This is a genomic window from Rhodococcus sp. NPDC079359, assembly GCF_040702585.1.
Lineage (GTDB): Bacteria > Actinomycetota > Actinomycetes > Mycobacteriales > Mycobacteriaceae > Rhodococcoides.
In genome coordinates this window covers 148554-164673 of the sequence record NZ_JBFBLH010000006.1, presented here as the reverse complement: position 1 = coordinate 164673, position 16120 = coordinate 148554, and the positions used below count along the sequence as shown (strand labels likewise).

The following is a 16120-nucleotide window of genomic DNA, read 5'->3' as shown; positions in this document are numbered from 1 at the left end:
CTGCCGCAGATAGTTCGGACCGCTATCATCCTCCAGACAACAGAGCGCCATATTTGCGAGTACCAAGGAGCTGCGTGGACGAGAGCACAAACGAATCAGCGTTCGCTCCGCATGCGACTTGGCTCCCGATGAAGTATCCGCGCCACGGCGGGTTCAGGACGCACGTCGAGCCCGTATCGCCCGATGCCGGTACCGTGCTTCGCGAGGCCGTCGAAACCAACGACGAGTACGTTCGCTGGACCACAAGGTATTTGGACGCCGATCCGGACCCGTCGCCACTTGCGCTGGCGGCTCGGGACTACCGAGCTGGGACGCACACCCCGGTCGGTGCGGCCGTCTTCGCATTTCTCCTCGGACGCTTCTTGAACCATCACGAAGTTCCGCACACGGTGTTCGTCGACGGCTGGGTCGCTCGTCACGGTCTTGTCTTCGCCACCGAAGCATTAATGGAGTATTCCGACACGAAGTTCGTCTACGTCACGGTTCCGGTCTCCGAGCTCCCGCCCGACACGATGATCATGGTGTCGCGAATCGGCCACACCGACGATTCGGTGCCCGTCGAGCTACCTCGCTACGTTCAGCAGGAACGACTCGCGCAGTCGGATTCAACCGACGAGCAGATCCGATACTCGGCTCGGGAAGAAGTGCTCGATCGCATGCGAGGACTCCTCGCGGTCGCCTCCGACCAGGAATACGCAGCGGCCCGCGATGCGGTCGCACCGCTCCGAACCAACACTGTCCGACAACTGACAGCGTCGTACCTCTTTCCGACCGAAAAGGACTGGTCCCGACAACTCATTTCGGGTGCCGACGCGCCTCATTACCACTGGATCTCACAGTTGATCACTTCGTCGAACTCCGCGGCGGAGCTGAAACGGATCGCAGCGCCCTACGGGCAAGAGTCGTGGATTCGCGACGACGCGACGGTTGCTGCCGTCGTCGAGGGAGTCGGTACCGAACTCACACCGATGCTCACAGAGTTGCTCGACGCTCCCGAACGGTATCGGTACGTTCAGGACGACGCGATTCCGATGCGACTGCTCCAGGCCTTGTCCGCGATCCCCAGCGACGACGCATTCTCGGCTCTCGCCGCACGAAGCAGCATGAAGGGCGCACTACCTGCTGTGGTGCACGCCATGCGGCACTATCCGCGTCGCGCAATGCGGCTTCTCGCCGGCCAGAATTTATCGCTGTTCGATCGTCATGTCCGCCAGAATCCAGAGCTCGCTATCGAAATGGCACCGACGCTGCCGGAGACAGAGCAGCGGCGAATCACCGAACTGACAGCTGAAGTCCCTGAGGCGACCGACCTGCCCGAGATACTCGTGAACCCGCCGTGGACGCGCAAGCACAAAGCAAACCCTCCGAACGTGTTTCCCGGCATCGCGACACCGGACATTCGAAAGATCGAGTGGCTCCCCGGCGAGCGCGAGGAACTTCAGAACTCCCGCCGCGAGTACTACACCTGGGAAACATTCAAGAGAAGCTACGTCCCCGACACGAACCCGGCGACGGTCCGCGACTTCGTTGCCCAGTACATCTTCGTCCTCGCGCCCGACGATGTGGCCCGCCCGCTTCTGACCGACTGGCCCGGCACAACACTCAAAGAACCGTTGCGGGTTGTGGCGCGCTTCGAACTCGACGCCCTGCCGATGATGTTGCGTTTCGCCCGCGCACACCCGGGCGCAGCTGCCCCGTACCTCATGCCCTACGTCGATATCGACGTTGCGCGCCTTCAGGCGACCGCGTTCGCGACCCGGAAGAATCTTCGGAAACCCGCTCTGGCGTGGCTCGTTCGACACGCTGACGACGCAGCCGCTCTGCTCGTTCCCGACGCTCTGGGCAAGCCAGGTAAACAGCGAGATCACGCGACGACCGCCCTGCGTGCCCTGGCACGAGCGACGTCGCGCGAGACCGTCCTAGGTGCAACCACGAAGTACGGACAGGACGAGGTCGACGCAATTGCCGCGATTGTGGATCTCGATCCTCTGGAAGTACTCCCCAAACGCATTCCCAAGATTCCCGAATGGGTGGACACGCCCACTCTTCCAACGGTGTTGACTGCAGATCGATCAGCGAAGCTTCCGGTTTCGGCGATGAACCACATGCTGACCATGTGCGCAATCAGCACCGTGGACGCCCCGTACGCGGGACTCGACCTCGCCGCGGCCCACTGCGACCGCAGGTCTCTGGGCACCGCCGTATGGGCCGTATTCGAGCGGTGGTGGGGCAACGGCGCACCGTCCAAGGAGAACTGGTCGATCCTGGCATTGGGATGGCTGGGCGACGACACCGCCGTAACACGACTGGCACCCCTCATCCGCCAGTGGCCCGGCGAAAACGGAACCGCTCGTGCGCAACTCGGTCTCGACGCCTTGGCCGCGCACGGATCGACGCGCGCGCTCACCGAGCTCGACCACATCTCGCGCAAGATGAAGTTCAAGTCGCTCAAGAACGGAGCCAAGGAACGCGTAGCCGAACTCGCGGAGAGTCTGGGACTCGATCACGAGCAGTTGGCCGACCGCATCGTCCCGGATCTCGATCTGACACCTGAAGGAACGATGTCCCTGAGCTACGGGCCACGCTCGTTCACAGTCGGATTCACCGAGGCCTTGGTTCCATTCGTACTCGACGAAAACGGCAAGAAGACTGCCGGACTTCCGAAGCCGACAACACGAGACGACCCAATAGCTGCCGAGGACGCGAAAAAGCGGTTCGCGAACTTGAAGCGTGAGGTCAAAAGTGTTGCTGCAAAGCAGATAAAGCGTTTCAACAGATCGATGGTGACCGGACGACGCTGGACGAACGATGAGTTCACTCGGTTCGTGCTCGGCAATCCCCTGCTCATTCACATCGCCCGCCGCCTGCTGTGGGGGGAGTTCGGCACCGGCCCGCACCCGACGACCGTGTTCCGGATCTCGGAAGACAACAGTCCAGCTGACGTCGACGACAACGCCGTCACCCTCGGCGACGGCACCATCGGTCTCGTCCACCCGGCACACATTCCCGACACCGTCGGAGCATGGTCCGACGTGTTCGCCGATTACGAGATCCTGCAGCCATTTCCGCAACTCGGGCGTCCGGTCCACGACCCGCTTCCCGGCGATGTCGACGGTAGCGGCCTGGCTCGATTCACCGGCGTCACCGCAACCCCGAGTCAGGCGCTGCGATTGACCTACCGCGGCTGGGAGCCGGTGTGGGAGAACCCGGCTTCATGGGGGCAAGGCCTGTTGTACCGATTGAGCGACGACGTCTCCGTACTACTGGGACTCGAACCAGGTATGGGGACCGGGGATCCCTACAACGGATACCCCGACCAGAAGCTCGTGTCCGTCGACCTCCGAGGCGGAACGCTCGGCGACGTCGATCGCGCAACGGTATCGGAGCTCATCGCCGATCTGGCCGGATTCGCCTCGTGACCACACGCGTGCAGCGCCCTCCCGCCGAGGAGCGCTACGCCGACGAACTGGCACGTCTGGCCGAGAGCCATTCCGGACCACGTCCTCCCGGATGGCGGCTGACAATGACCGCGGCACGCGCATTCGTGATGGGAGATGCCTCGCTCGATGTGGTCGCGAAATACGTCGGCAACCCCTCTCTCGTCGAGAGGTCACTGGTCACTCTCGCCACCACGCGCGGGTTGATGCTCGTCGGTGAGCCCGGAACAGCGAAATCTTTACTGTCCGAATTGATCGCCGCCGCCGTGAGCGGAGACTCGACGCTGACGATTCAGGGTGGCGCAGCCACAACAGAAGACCAGATTCGGTACTCGTGGAACTATGCACTGCTCGTCGCCGAGGGCCCGTCGGCTCGATCGTTGGTGCCGGCTCCGATGCTGCGCGGTATGTCGGAGGGACGAATCGTTCGGTTCGAGGAGTTGACCCGATGTCCGTTGGAAGTTCAGGACACGTTGCTCTCCCTTCTGTCCGAGCGAGTCCTCGCAGTGCCCGAACTCGGCGGCACCGACGCGATGGTCTTCGCCCGGGAAGGGTTCAACGTCATCGCGACGGCGAACACCAGGGACCGGGGTGTCAACGAAATGAGCGCAGCGCTCAGGCGCCGATTCAACTTCGAGACAGTGCACCCCATCGCTGATTTCGAGACCGAGCGGGCGCTGGTGCGCGCGGAATCGTCGGCGCTGCTGCGGGCTTCGGGCGTCACAGTCGAGCAAGATCCCGCGGTGACCGACATTCTGGTGACGTTGTTCCGGGAGCTCAGAACAGGCTTCACCGAGGGAGGCGCTCCGGTCGAGCGATTGTCGTCGGTGATGAGCACTGCGGAAGCAGTGTCCCTGGCACACGCGACCGGCGTACGAGGGTGGTATCTCCGGGGCGACAGCGGAACGATCGGTGATCTGGCGGAGTCACTCGCTGGAACTGCGACCAAGGACAACAGCGAGGACGCAGCACGCCTTCGCCGATACATCGAGCAGCGGACCTCACACAGAGCAGAGAGCGGGTGGCAGGAACTTCGCAGAGCGCACGCGCGCCTGGTCGGACCGTGAACATCCCTTCGGGCGCTCAGAAACCCCTGGTGGTCATCGGTATACGACACAACAGCCCGGTGTGCGCACGAGTCGTGGCCGACACCATCGCCCAGCTCGAGCCGAGTCATGTTCTGATCGAAGGTCCGGTCGATTTCAACGGCCGGCTCGACGAGCTGCTCCTCGACCACACGCTGCCGATAGCCCTGTTCTCGCACGTGAGGCGAGAACACCGGTCACGTGTGACCTGGACGCCCTTCACCGAGTGGTCCCCGGAATGGGTCGCACTTCGCAGCGCGTCGAAGATGGGTGCAAGACCGTCTTTCATCGACCTACCGACCTGGCACCCCGAATTCGACGACACCTCTCCGCCGCACGGGCCGGCTGTGTCGTCGATGCTCGCGCGACTGGCCGTCGACACGGAAGATGCACTGTGGGAGCGCGTGATCGAATCGCGCGCAACCGAGCTGACCACAGATGCGATGACCGACCTGCTCAACGAGTACTTCGACGCAGTCCGAGCCGACGACCTCACGGTGTCCGAGCGCGAACGGTACATGGCCTCGTGGATACACACGATCCGAGACAGTCCGTCACGGGGAGCCGTCGTTGTCGTGTGTGGCGGATTGCACCGTCCTGCGATCATGGCGGAATTGGTCCGAACCTCGTTGTCCGACAGCTTCACCCGGCCTTCTGTTCCGACGCCTGACCCCGAACTCGACGTCGGCAGCTACCTCGTGCCGTACTCCTACGAACGAATGTCGACGGTGTATCCGTGGTGGTGCGAGTCCGCATGGCGCGATCCGGTCACGGTCGCCGACACAGCGATCGCCGCCATCGTCCGCAACGTTCGATCTCACGGACACCCGGCGTCGACCGTCGATTTCATCGGTCTGAGACAGCAGATGTACGGTTTGGCGAGTCTGCGCGGACATGCGGTCCCCACCCGAACCGACGTGCTGGACGCTGCAGCCTCGACGCTGATCGACGAAGCGCTACCGACTCGATTGCCGTGGACCACGAATGCCGATTCCGCTCGGGGACAGAAGCATCCAGTGATCGAATTGTGCCTCGCTACCCTGCGGGGAACTCGACGTGGTTCTCTGCACCCAGCTTCACCGGTTCCCGGACTCGTTCATCATGTCGTGAATCTCCTCGACGCAGAATCACTCGCATTCGGAACGACGATCGTCCTCGACCTCATCGACCCGGCGGCCAGGACCCGAAGCCGGATACTGCATCAGCTTCGGGTGCTGGCGGTGCCGGGCTTCGAGCGCGAGTCGGGGCCGGAGAGCGGGGTCGATCCGGTCTCGGTCGAGCAGTGGACGCTGGTCGACTCCCCTGGCCGCATACCGGCACTCATCGAGGCTGCAGCCCAGGGTCACACCCTCTCGAATGCCGCGGGTGTCGCACTCGACGCCGCGTTGGCGAATTGCGGTTCCGACATTCCCGCGGTCACCCGAATACTGTTCGACGCCATCCTGTGCGGGCTCGATACTCAATCGCGGCGCACTGGCCGCGCCGCTGTCTCGGCGATCGAGAATGCATTCGAGCTCGGTGACGTCGGCCTGCTGCTTCGAGAATCGCTCGATCTGTGGCGTCACGATTCTTTGTTCGGAAGCCGCGGATCGACTGTGCTTGCCGCTGTGATCGATTCGGCGTCGGCGCGCACCACCGTTCTGGCAGGGCGTCTGCGCGCATCCCCGGCAGGAGCAGACCTTTCGCGCATTGCAGCTGTGGCTGCGTTGTCCGATGCGATGCGTCACGCACCCGAGGTACTGTCAGCCGATCCGAGCCGAGAGCTGGCCGCCACAGCGCGCGATCCCGGTGGTGCAGTCGATGTTCGTGGTGCTGCCCTCGGTGCAATCTGGGACACCACGACGTCGTCGGATGCCCTTTCCGTGGTCTCATCCGTCCGGCCGGAACAACTGGGAGACTGGCTGTCCGGGCTGTTCGGGGTGGCACGCGAGCAGTTCTCGGACAGCGAATCGAGTGATCGCGTCCTCGATGTCGTCGACGATGTCGTGAGCAGCTCCACCGAGCACGATTTCCTGCTGGTGCTGCCGGCGCTTCGACAAGCATTCGAGTTCTTTCCACCACGTGAACGTGCATCCATTGCGCGCCGAGTGGGCATCACCCCGGCTCCCGGTGAGTCCGAGCTCGGCGGGCCGGAACTGTCGGTCGATGACGGGCGACGTCTCGACGCCCGCGTGGATGTTGCTCTGTCGCGGGCGGGCCTTCAGTGAACCGCGAACGGTGGCGGCTCGTGCTCGGAGATGCATCCGCGGGTGCCCTCGGGGAACTCGACGGCGCTGCCGCGGAACAGAACGCTGCGTTGGAGTGGCTCTATCACCGTGATCCGTCGCGACGCGCGCACGGTATTCGCGAAGGCCAGCCCTCCGCGGTACAGCCTCGATCGCGTCCCGAGGTCACGGTCCGACGAGAGGCAGGCATGGGCAGTTCCCCGGTCACGGCAGTGGACTGGCTCGATGACATCCACCGACTCTTCCCCAAGGAGACGGTTCAACGCCTGGAACGGGACGCCGTGGAGAGGTACGAAATCACCGAGGTGATCACCGACCCGGTCGCGCTCGCGCGGATCGAGCCCAGCGCGAGCCTGCTTCGCGCGGTGCTTCGGACCAAGCACCTCATGGAACCACATGTACTCGAGCTGGCGAAAAACGCTGTCGACAAGGTCGTGCGGGAGCTCATCGAAAAGCTCTCCGTCGATGTGCGACAGTCCTTTCACGGCACCCGGAATCGCCGCCGAACCGTTCACCGAACGGCCAGCAATTTCGACTTCGCCGCAACGGTGCGCGCCAATCTGAAACACTGGTCCTCGGAAACCGAACGGATCACGATCCAGAGACCTCTGTTCACGTCTCGAACTCGTCGGCACCTGGACGTGTGGACGTTGATCCTGTTGGTCGATCAGTCCGGGTCGATGGTGGACTCGGTCATCCATTCCGCTGTCACAGCAGCTTGTTTCTGGAACATCCCGGGGCTGAGGACACACCTGGTTGCCTACGACACCGAAGTCGTCGACCTGACGTCGGAGGTACTGGACCCGGTGGAGCTCCTGATGGGCGTACAGCTCGGAGGTGGGACCGATGGCACTCGCGCTGTCGACTACGCGGCACAGCTGATCGACACACCCCGACGCACGATCGTCGCCGTGATCTCGGACCTCTACGAAGGAGGCAACGCGGACAGATTCGTTCGGTCCATCACCCGGCTGACCGACGACGGAGTTCGTGTACTGGCTCTTGCCGCACTCGACGAGTCCGGTGAACCGAATTACGACCGTGAAATCGGCCGCCGACTGAGCCGCGCAGGTGTGCACGTCGGAGCGATGACACCGGCGGGTCTCGCCGAGTTCGTAGCCGAATGCATCCGATGACGGCAAGACCCGACCTGGCTGCACTGACCGACGACGCACTCGCCGCAGTCGCCAACCGAGGGCTCCTCAAGAGAGCGCTTCGCATGCAGTCGACCGAACCTCCCACACTGTCGGTTTCCGAAGACGCCGTCGTCGCTCACTACGCCGACGGCGTCGAGACCATTCTTCTCGCCGAGAGTGCGTTCACCGACGCCTCGTGTACGTGCGAAGCGACCGGGATCTGCCGCCACCTTGTAGGGCTGGTCGTGGCGTATCGACTTCTGCATCCAGCGGCTCCGAGCACAACCTGGTCGCCAGCTGAATTCGACGACGGGGCACTGATCGCACACCTCGGCGCGTCGGCACTCCGGCGAGCCGAGAAAATCCGCCGCACAGGGTATTCGGCAACAGTGCACCGTTCCCGAGGCGACGACCCTTCGGTACGGGTCGAATTACCGCACAGCACAGTACGGTTCCTCGTGCCCCACGAGCTCACGCTCGCACGGTCGTCCGCTTCCGATGAGGCCACCCCAGAGTCCATCGCCCTCGCAGTCTGGGCCGTACGCGAGGCCGACGCACGCCACAACGACACCGTCCACGTGGGCGGAAGCGTGATGCCGGAGAGCACCACCGCGGGCGCAGCGTTGTTGCTCGCACGAACAGTTCTCGTCGACGGTGTCGCTCATCTGACCGAAGTACAGTACGTCGCCCTGCGGCGGACGGTGCGCTCGATACAGGCGGGAACTGCTGTGTGGCTGGCCGATGCGTGCGCGGAACTGCTCGATCAAGTCGAGGCCTACCGCTCCCGACATGCCGGACACAGCCGCATCCGCGCCGCGACCGTCATCGCGGAAATCGATGCGCGAGTACGTGTCGGACGATCTCAGGATTCGTCGATCGCAGCAACAGCTTTGGGCACAAATACTCCGAGCGAAACCCCACTTCGTAAAACCCGACTCATCGCACTCGGCACCCACGTGACCGGAACGGGACCGAACATACGCGCGGATCTGTACTTCGCGGAACCTGATTCGGACACCGTCCATCTCTTGCAAACCGAATGGACCGAACCGAGCGGAGAGATACCGACGGGCCACGCACTCTCGAAGCGACGTGTTGCCGGAACCACCATCGAAGCACTGGCATCGTCCACTGTGGTCACCGAATCTGCTGTGCGGCAGGCCAACCACCGAATCAGGCTCGGTCGCAGAGGGATCGGCCGCACAGCGATCATGCCCCTGAGCACCGACACATGGACCAAGTCTCTGACGGTGGTCAACGACTACGGTGCCGAGCACACGCGGCTGGCCGGACGCACGCCGTCGGTCGTGAGCGAGCGGATCCTGACCAGAGGGGTCGGTGTAGTCCATGTCGAATCCGTTCTTTCCAAGGAATATTCCTCAGCAAGCCAGCAACTGACGATTCGAGTACGTGACGAACGACAAACCGCGGCAGAGGTAGTCGTCGACTATCGGTCGTACGCGCCGCGCGCAATGGACGCCGTCGACTCCTGCCTGTCGACCGGTCCGGCCGCCGTCGCAGGGCGACTGAGCATTCGAAACGGCCTGTTGCAGATAAGCCCCTTTGCCATCGCCGGTGTGGGTGGCGTGGTCGTACCGGATCTCGAAGCGCCGGACACCACAACCTCCACACTTCCCACCCGCACCGACCTGCTGCAGAATGCACCGAACACTGCACTGGAGCTGCTCGCCGACCTTGCGCACAAGGGTTTACGCCACGCATCGGCAACAGACACGACGTACCTTCGACGTTCCGCTGTACAACTCGCCGGTTCAGGCATGACCACCACGGCGTCAGCACTCACTCGCGTCGCGGACTCCGTCTCGGGGGACATCGGTGATCTCTTGGACGCGTGGCTCCACGCCCTGCTCAGGCTCGCGGTCGCGCAGGAATGTTGACCCCGCAACAGGATCGGCACGATTCCACCACTCGGTACACGAAAGCGCTACGCCTCGATCGACGCCGTTGAGACAGTGCGTTGCCGTCGATGGCAGATCTGGTTCAGAACGCGATAACCGAGGCACGGCGTGGCCGTGGGGCGGGGTCATGAGCGCTAGGCTCGTCGTCGAATCCTCTGATCACGAAAGACGCTTCAAAGCAACGCTTTTGGAACTATACGAGCGTCTCATGGTTCTACTTCGCAATCCACGCCACAGAAGGCCGGGCCGAGTTGCGCCATGCGCATTCGGACCACTCAGTCGAACGAGGTGGGGTACTGTCGCCGTCATGACACTGCAGAAAGGCGCATGAGCGCCCCGTCGTCCGAGCGCAGATTCTTGCGCCCACGGTACATTCTTTCCGCTGCCGACCGGCTGTGGGTGATCGATGAAACCCAGCCTGTTGCAGTACTTCTCGATCCGGGATCCGGACAGATCGACCGGATTGTGTCGTGGCCGGAGATACCATCACCGTCGCCCACGCTCACCGTTGCATCCCACGGAGATCATGTCTGGCTCCAATACAGCGGAACGGATGTTCTGGCCTGTGTCACTGCGGATGGGGTACATCACGCCGAGTACCTCGAGGGCACGCACCTGCTGACGGCTGGACCGTCGGGCGCATGGTGTTTTCGACCCACCCGGATGCGTGACGACGTCGCCCGTACCGCGGCCGCGCCTCCGCTGCTCCGACCGCAACCTGGTCCGCCTCTTATCCTGGCCCACACAGGCGGAGGCACGTCGCCGATCGGTGTCGCCGGGGTTCTCGTCACAGCGGACTTCGATGAATATTCGGTCCATCTCGGCGTCGAGCATGCCCCCTGGTCGCGCACCTATCGCGACAACCCGACACCGACAGGATACGTTCTCCGACAATCCAAGTCGTGGATTCACCTACCACTGAACGCAGAGACAACCCATATCGAACTCGACGACTACCCACGGTCGAGAGCTGACGGCGTCTGGCACACCAGCGAGTACGCAGACACTACCTACAACGAGCAGCACCGCCGCAAGCGCGCGCTCGGAGACGGCATCCGATGGCACTGGGGCACGCCGAGCAAACGCAGCGGCGTTCTTCTCGTGAAGGCCTTCCGCGACGGCTCGTCGACGCCCGTACGTGAGATCGCACTGCCCGGCGTCCAAGTCTACGAGGGCACCGCACGCGGTCAGCGGCTATGGCTTCTGGTCAGATCTGCGGACAGAGGAAGTCCTGGCCGCCAGCTTGTTCGGCTGTCGATCGACACAGCGGAGCGCGAACGCGAAACAGCTATAGACGATCTCGACATCACGGCTTACTGCCGTCCCGTCGCTCCCGAGCCGCCTGATCATGCGTCGTACGTTCGGTACTGCGTTCGCCGACTCGACGGGCGGCGGTTCTCGAAGCGAATGCACGACGTGCGAGCCGAATTCATCGGAGACTGGCCGCACGGTCGACTGCACATCAGTTTCACGCACGACTACTACGAGGGGCTTACTTTGGTGGCTCGACTCAACCTGTACGACGAACAGGGACAGCGTCTCGACGACATAACTCGCTATGCCCCGACAGAATTGATGGAGCAGGCAGACACTCGCTCCTACCCTGATCGGTCGCACTCCGTCGGAGGGGTGTTGTACGTATGACGCATTGGGTCGAGGTGCTGCTGAAGATCGTCGACGGGCCGCAGCGGCCGGTCATCGGTGTCGCCGGCGCAGTTCACGCCGACATCGGGCCCGGAGTCGTCTACGACGGGCACTACGGCGTCGTTCCGTCGCATGTGGGTTTCGGGCTCGGCGAGGTTCGCCTGTTCCGTTTCGGTCGCAAGACGCGCATGGAATCACTCGACGGTAAACCGTTGTTCATTGCCGACGGCCAGACGTGTTGGGTGTTTCAGGCCGGTCATGACGATCCGATCGAAACGAACGAGCTCAACACACGGATACATGACCCTGGCCGCGATCTGATCGTGTCCCGTCCGGTCGAACACTGGGCGCGGCCGGGCCTCACCCGACCCACACGCGCCATCGAAGAGGTCGAATTCATCGGACGGCTCTGCTGGAACGTGGAGTTGACGACCGGCAGCAGGGGCTCGGCGATGATGCTGACGATCGACACCGAGACCGGCACCGTGTTGAAGCAGGACTGTGAGAGGGGCCGTGCTGCGTTTGTCGACTGTGCTGTGGTGGACGAACTGCCGGACTCGACGTTCGCGTGGACCGGCCCCGTCAGAATGCCTCGAAACGTGTTCGCCGAAGACCGTGCGAGGTGGGCCGAACAATCGAAACGCAACATGCAGTGGTTCCACGACCACGTCAGCGCGGACCGCATTCAGGCACATGTCTCGGTCGATTTCACCCCGACCGAGGTGCGACGAGACCCCGCACACCCAGACGACTTCGAGGCCCGCTTCGAGAAGGGCGCCGGCCGGCTGTGGAGGCGCGCACGGTCCACCGAAGACTGGCTCCTCCCCGTGAATTGGACGGGAAGGAACTACCCGACACCTATCCGAGCATGGTCTACACAGAAGTTCGACTGGGCGTGCGCACTGGATTTGGGCCCGGACAGTTTGACCGACGCGACATTGATACAACTGCAGCACGCGCTGCATCCAGGTCACGAAGTACTCGGCACACCGCCACTGAATCCGAGACCTCGCTGACCGCAGCTGCCACAAGGCTGAGGCATGCCCGCACGGAGCCGAGCCGGGCGTGTTCGGACGGGCCGAAAGCGGTAATCAACTCGTACGCTTCGACGTCGAGTTACCCGTCAGCGTCCCTGACACATCCAGCTCATCAAAACAGGCCCTGAACCGCGAGTATTCGCAGATCAGGGCCTGTTTTTCGTGCGCCCGAAGGGATTCGAACCCCTAACCTCTTGATCCGTAGTCAAGTGCTCTATCCGTTGAGCTACGGGCGCATGTTCAGTTATTCAACTGGTCCAGCTGAACGGCAACGATCTACCGTTCGTGGCGGAGGCGAGAGGATTTGAACCTCCGGTCCCGGTGAAAGGACAAGTCATTAGCAGTGACTCCCATTCGGCCGCTCTGGCACGCCTCCTAGGCTGCCGGCCCTCTCGGACCGCCGAGGAAAGAGATTACCCACAGCGGAGGCCAGAAGGCAAAACGGCTGGTCGACGCCTATGGTTCGCGCGTCGTTCGCGTCGAAGATGCTTGTTGCTCTTCAGCGCATGAAGCTGTCGAACCAGTCGAAGATCCGGGTCTGCGCGTCGACGAGCGCGGCCGCTGCGGGGTCGCTGTGATCGGAGCTGCCGGGTTGTTCGCGGGGATGGTCGGCTCGATGCTTCAGCCCCGAATAGCTGACGACGTTCGTGGCCACTGAGGCGCGCGTGGCGGCGTCGCGAAGGGCTTCGATGTGTTCCGGTGGGGTGTGCGGGTCGTCCTCGCCGTAGAGACCGAGCCAGGGGGCCTGCAGCTTGGGTGCGGCCTCGACCAACGCGACAGCGTCGGAGTTGAGCGGTTCGACGATGCCGGCGGCAGCAACACTGACCGCCGCCCCGACCGGACGGCTGGTGGCCACGATCAACGCTGCTGTGCCTGCGTCGTCGAACCCGATCACCCCGACACAATCGGGATAGACACCGCGCTGGACGAGCCAGTCGGAGGTGGCATCGAAGTCCGCGAAGAGGTCGTCGCCGAACACTTCCTTGTCGTCGCCGTGGCCTCGATGGAACAGGTTCGGCGCGACGGCGAGCCAGCCTTCAAGCGCGAGTGCGCGCAGCAGGTCGAGCAGAGACTCGGGCACCTCACGTGCCTCGTGCAGCACGACGATTCCACCGCGAGGTGGACCATCGGGTTCGACAGCCGTCAACGGCACTTTCTCGCGCGGGGGTGATTCGTGCGCGGTCGTGTCCACCACGTCGTCCGCACCGACCGTGGGCGCGGAGGCGGACCGAAGAACTGCGACGTCGCTCAATATTCCCGACATACTTATCGAAGATAGGACGATCGGTCCGGTCGTGCACAGCAATATCACGGACGCGCAGAAGTCAACCCCGAACCTCGGCGCATAATGGCAGCCGTGACCGCGCGCATCCGCCCCGACCTCGACGCCATCCCCGCCTACGTTCCCGGACGCACCTTTCCGGGTGCGATCAAACTGGCGAGCAACGAAACGACGCAGGGACCGCTGCCGAGCGTGCGCGACGCGATCGCGGAGGCCGTCGGTGGCGTCAACCGCTACCCCGACAATCGAGCGACCGCGCTCGTCGAGTCACTGGCGAAGAAGCTCGGAGTCGCCGCGGAGAACGTGGCCGTCGGCAGTGGTTCGGTTTCGCTGTGCCAGGAGGTCGTACAGATCACCTGCGGTCCCGGCGACGAAGTGCTGTTCGCCTGGCGCTCGTTCGAGGCATACCCCATCGTCACCAGCGTCGCCGGCGCGACACCTGTGCTGGTTCCGTTGACCGCCGACCACGTGCACGACCTCGACGCGATGCTTGCGGCCATCACCGACCGCACCCGGCTGATCTTCGTCTGCAACCCGAACAACCCGACCGGAACCGTCGTTCAGCGCGACAAGCTCGAGGCGTTTCTCGATGCGGTGCCGTCGAACATTCTCGTGGTCCTCGACGAGGCCTACTTCGAGTACACCCGTTCCGACGCAGGCAACCACACCGACGGAGTGGAGCTGGCACGCGGACGACGCAATGTGATCGTGCTGCGGACGTTCTCGAAGGCCTACGGACTCGCCGGCTTGCGGGTGGGCTACGCGGTGGCCGATCCCGAGGTGATCACGGCACTGTCGAAGGTGCGGATCGCCTTCGCAGTCAGCACCGTTGCCCAGCAGGCTGCGGTGGCGTCGCTGGAGGCGTCGGCAGAGCTGCTGGCCCGCACCGATGCCCTCATCGCGGAACGGGATCGTGTGCGCGACGCGCTCGTTGCGGGCGGCTACGACGTCGGCGCATCGCAGTCCAACTTCGTCTGGCTGCCGCTGGCCGAACGCTCGGGTGAGTTCGCCGCTTCTGCAGCCGAACAGGGCGTGCTGCTGCGCGCCTACGGAAACGACGGAGTGCGGGTCACCATCGGCGACCCGCACGAGAACGACGCGTTTCTGAAGTTCGCTCTACAGACCTAGCGCGCGCTCGAGCGTCGGCCAGGATTCACGCAGGTCGTCCTGCCAGTACGGCCACTGATGGATGCCGTACGGGCGGTAGACGACTGTCGCGGGGATGTCCAGCGACCGGAGCCGAGTATCGAACACCGTTGTGCAGTACAGCGCGGCCGCCTCGAGCGGTCCACCCATCAGGGCGCTCTCGACTCCGCTGCCACCGGGGCCGAGCTCGTACGGACCGGGTAGGCCGGTGCCGACGGACAGGTAGACGTCCTTGCCGCGGAGCGCCTCGGCATTACGCGACGGATCGTGCTCGACCCACTTGGGATCGGTGTTCTCGCCCCACATGTTGGTTGCGTTGCCGCCGTTGGTGGCGACGGTGGCACGCACCGCGTCCTTGAAGTTGGTCTGCGAATTGTCGTAGCAACCGCTCAGGCCGGCGACGCCGGTGTAGAGGCTGGGGTGACGTGTCATCAGGTCCATCGCGGCCTGGGCACCCATCGAGACACCCGAGATCGCGTTGGTGCCGTTACCGGAGAAGCGCGCATCGATCAGCGGCGGCAACTCCGACGTCAGGAACGTCTCCCACTTGTTCACGCCCAGCACCGGGTCCGGCACGTTCCAGTCCGTGTAGTAGCTGCTCGATCCACCGACCGGGAGCACGACGTTGACCTGCTTGTCGGCGAAGAAGTCGACGATGTCGGTCTTCTGCGTCCAGGTGCTTTCCTTGTAATCGGATTCCTTGCCCGCGCTCACACCGTCGAGCATGTACAGCGTCGGACGAGACACCGCCTGCGCGGCCGGAAGAAGAACCTGAACCTGGATGGCGCGGCCCATGGCCGGCGACTCCACCCACACGGCAGCGCGGCGGTCGGTCAGCATGTCCACCCGATCGATGCGCGCCGAGGGCAATGGCTGGGACTGAGCGGCGATGCCAGGAGCCGCACCGGCGCCATCGGAACTGCCGGTATCGGGGAGCGGCTGCGCCCCGGCAAGACCCGAACCCAGCAGCGACACTGCCAGAGCAGCTCCCGCTACTGCCAACACTCGACGGTGCATCAGATTGCCCATCCTCCCCCGGCGCACCCTCACGGGGCGCAACACAAACAACATCCGTCACTCAACGTACCCACCGATATGCGCGCACGCTAAAGCTGTGGGTTCGCTCACAATAGCCGCGTATACACGGGTACAAAAGTCCGCGTGATCCTTTGTTACATGTACTCGAGACATAACGGTCTACCTGGTCGG

At 63.6% G+C, this 16120-nt stretch carries 10 protein-coding genes and 2 tRNA genes; 8 read left to right on the top strand and 4 right to left on the bottom strand.

The features are described from left to right. Positions 1 to 74: 74 nt before the first annotated feature. From AB0362_RS16250 to AB0362_RS16220, 7 genes are all read left to right on the top strand, one after another. Positions 75 to 3419 (top strand): DUF4132 domain-containing protein, encoded by a 3345-nt coding sequence (locus AB0362_RS16250; protein ID WP_366235881.1) that lies wholly within the window; start codon positions 75 to 77, stop codon positions 3417 to 3419. Further along, on the top strand, positions 3416 to 4504 hold the full coding sequence (locus AB0362_RS16245; protein WP_317784844.1) for an AAA family ATPase: 1089 nt from the start codon (positions 3416 to 3418) through the stop codon (positions 4502 to 4504). Before AB0362_RS16250 ends, AB0362_RS16245 begins: the two co-directional genes overlap by 4 nt. Next, positions 4501 to 6729, top strand: coding sequence for a DUF5682 family protein (locus tag AB0362_RS16240; RefSeq protein ID WP_366235880.1), 2229 nt, complete (start codon positions 4501 to 4503; stop codon positions 6727 to 6729). The genes AB0362_RS16245 and AB0362_RS16240 overlap by 4 nt, the downstream gene beginning before the upstream one ends. Before the next feature lie 20 nt (positions 6730 to 6749). Next, complete coding sequence (locus tag AB0362_RS16235; RefSeq protein WP_366235879.1) at positions 6750 to 7883, top strand: VWA domain-containing protein; 1134 nt, start codon at positions 6750 to 6752, stop codon at positions 7881 to 7883. Further along, the gene (locus AB0362_RS16230; RefSeq protein WP_366235878.1) at positions 7880 to 9781 is read left to right on the top strand and encodes a hypothetical protein; all 1902 of its coding nucleotides are present in this window, start codon (positions 7880 to 7882) and stop codon (positions 9779 to 9781) included. The genes AB0362_RS16235 and AB0362_RS16230 overlap by 4 nt, the downstream gene beginning before the upstream one ends. Positions 9782 to 10129: 348 nt before the next feature. Next, on the top strand, positions 10130 to 11446 hold the full coding sequence (locus AB0362_RS16225; protein ID WP_366235877.1) for a hypothetical protein: 1317 nt from the start codon (positions 10130 to 10132) through the stop codon (positions 11444 to 11446). Further along, a complete protein-coding gene (locus AB0362_RS16220) occupies positions 11443 to 12462 on the top strand; it encodes a hypothetical protein (protein WP_317548950.1) in 1020 nt (339 codons plus the stop codon). Before AB0362_RS16225 ends, AB0362_RS16220 begins: the two co-directional genes overlap by 4 nt. A gap of 184 nt (positions 12463 to 12646) precedes the next feature. Here AB0362_RS16220 and AB0362_RS16215 read toward each other — a convergent pair. From AB0362_RS16215 to AB0362_RS16205, 3 genes are all read right to left on the bottom strand, one after another. After that, positions 12647 to 12719 (bottom strand) — tRNA-Arg (locus tag AB0362_RS16215). A 50-nt stretch (positions 12720 to 12769) separates the two neighbouring features. After that, a tRNA-Ser gene (locus AB0362_RS16210) sits at positions 12770 to 12859 on the bottom strand. Positions 12860 to 12982: 123 nt separating this feature from the next. Then, positions 12983 to 13747 carry a dienelactone hydrolase family protein gene (locus AB0362_RS16205; RefSeq protein ID WP_068054886.1) on the bottom strand — a complete coding sequence of 255 codons (765 nt, stop codon included), beginning with the start codon at positions 13745 to 13747 and terminating at the stop codon, positions 12983 to 12985. A gap of 93 nt (positions 13748 to 13840) precedes the next feature. Here AB0362_RS16205 and hisC point away from each other — a divergent pair, with 93 nt between their 5' ends. Then, on the top strand, positions 13841 to 14893 hold the full coding sequence (gene hisC, locus AB0362_RS16200; RefSeq protein ID WP_317784838.1) for a histidinol-phosphate transaminase: 1053 nt from the start codon (positions 13841 to 13843) through the stop codon (positions 14891 to 14893). On the opposite strand, the gene AB0362_RS16195 is transcribed toward hisC, so the two are convergent. Further along, on the bottom strand, positions 14882 to 15928 hold the full coding sequence (locus AB0362_RS16195; protein ID WP_128646485.1) for an alpha/beta hydrolase family protein: 1047 nt from the start codon (positions 15926 to 15928) through the stop codon (positions 14882 to 14884). The genes hisC and AB0362_RS16195 overlap by 12 nt on opposite strands. Between the last annotated feature and the right edge of the window lie 192 nt (positions 15929 to 16120).

What these genes read in the sequence shown, in the direction of transcription:
- AB0362_RS16230 (WP_366235878.1), top strand. Translation starts at nt 7,880, where the DNA reads ATGACGGCAAGACCCGACCTGGCTGCACTGACCGACGACGCACTCGCC.
- AB0362_RS16225 (WP_366235877.1), top strand. Translation starts at nt 10,130, where the DNA reads ATGAGCGCCCCGTCGTCCGAGCGCAGATTCTTGCGCCCACGGTACATT.
- AB0362_RS16220 (WP_317548950.1), top strand. Translation starts at nt 11,443, where the DNA reads ATGACGCATTGGGTCGAGGTGCTGCTGAAGATCGTCGACGGGCCGCAG.
- AB0362_RS16205 (WP_068054886.1), bottom strand. Translation starts at nt 13,747, where the DNA reads ATGTCGGGAATATTGAGCGACGTCGCAGTTCTTCGGTCCGCCTCCGCG.
- AB0362_RS16195 (WP_128646485.1), bottom strand. Translation starts at nt 15,928, where the DNA reads ATGCACCGTCGAGTGTTGGCAGTAGCGGGAGCTGCTCTGGCAGTGTCG.